Here is a 1324-nt window from a genome sequence, read left to right as displayed (position 1 = left end):
ATGCCGCAGCTTCGGTGCTATATTTCAGCCCCGTTACATCTTCCGCGCAGGCCGACTCGACTAGTGAGCTATTACGCTTTCTTTAAATGATGGCTGCTTCTAAGCCAACATCCTAGCTGTCTAAGCCTTCCCACTTCGTTTCCCACTTAATATAGACTTTGGGACCTTAGCTGGCGGTCTGGGTTGTTTCCCTCTCCACGACGGACGTTAGCACCCGCCGTGTGTCTCCTGAGTATCACTCTTTGGTATTCGTAGTTTGCATCGGGTTGGTAATCCGGGATGGACCCCTAGCCGAAACAGTGCTCTACCCCCAAAGGTGTCCGCTCAAGGCTCTACCTAAATAGATTTCGGGGAGAACCAGCTATCTCCCGGTTTGATTGGCCTTTCACCCCCAGCCACAAGTCATCCGCTAATTTTTCAACATTAGTCGGTTCGGTCCTCCAGTTAGTGTTACCCAACCTTCAACCTGCCCATGGCTAGATCACCGGGTTTCGGGTCTATACCTTGCAACTATTCGCCCAGTTAAGACTCGGTTTCCCTTCGGCTCCCCTATTCGGTTAACCTCGCTACAAAATATAAGTCGCTGACCCATTATACAAAAGGTACGCAGTCACCCTTTCAGGCTCCCACTGCTTGTACGTACAAGGTTTCAGGTTCTATTTCACTCCCCTCACCGGGGTTCTTTTCGCCTTTCCTTCACAGTACTGGTTCACTATCGGTCAATCAGGAGTATTTAGCCTTGGAGGATGGTCCCCCCTTCTTCAAACAGGATATCACGTGTCCCGCCCTACTTCTCGTTAACTTAGTACCACAGCCTGGATGTCGAGTACGGGGCTATCACCCTGTGTCGCTAAGCTTCCCAGCTTATTCCTCTATCTCTACTGCTATCATTAACAGGCTCTTTCGCTTTCGCTCGCCGCTACTGACGAAATCTCGGTTGATTTCTTTTCCTCGGGGTACTTAGATGTTTCAGTTCTCCCGGTTTGCCTCAACAAGCTATGAATTCACTTGTTGATAGTAGATTCTTCATCTACTGGGTTTCCCCATTCGGATATCTTGGATTAAACGCCTCTTATCGACTCATCCAAGCTTTTCGCAGATTAGCACGTCCTTCTTCGCCTCTGATTGCCAAGGCATCCACCTTGTACGCTTAGTCACTTAACTATACAACCTCAAATGTTTTCAATCACTTTAAGTTTTCACTTCAAAGTGCGGTCAATTTGATGCGTATGTTCATTCAACTAAACACTTGATTGCTTTTGTTCAATCAAGATTTTATGCAAAATAGGTTTGCTTTCAGAGTTTCCTTCTCAGTTCCCTCTTT

Annotated in this window: 1 rRNA gene; it reads right to left on the bottom strand. The window is 47.3% G+C overall.

What is annotated here, in order from left to right:
• Positions 1-1164 (bottom strand): 23S ribosomal RNA (locus DV424_RS08810); the annotation flags it as partial.
• Positions 1165-1324 lie beyond the last annotated feature (160 nt).

The sequence above is a fragment of the Haemophilus haemolyticus genome (assembly GCF_003493605.1).
GTDB classification, from domain to species: domain Bacteria; phylum Pseudomonadota; class Gammaproteobacteria; order Enterobacterales; family Pasteurellaceae; genus Haemophilus; species Haemophilus haemolyticus_J.
The sequence above is the reverse complement of the archived record's forward strand: the minus strand, read 5'-3'. Positions and strand labels throughout refer to the sequence as shown.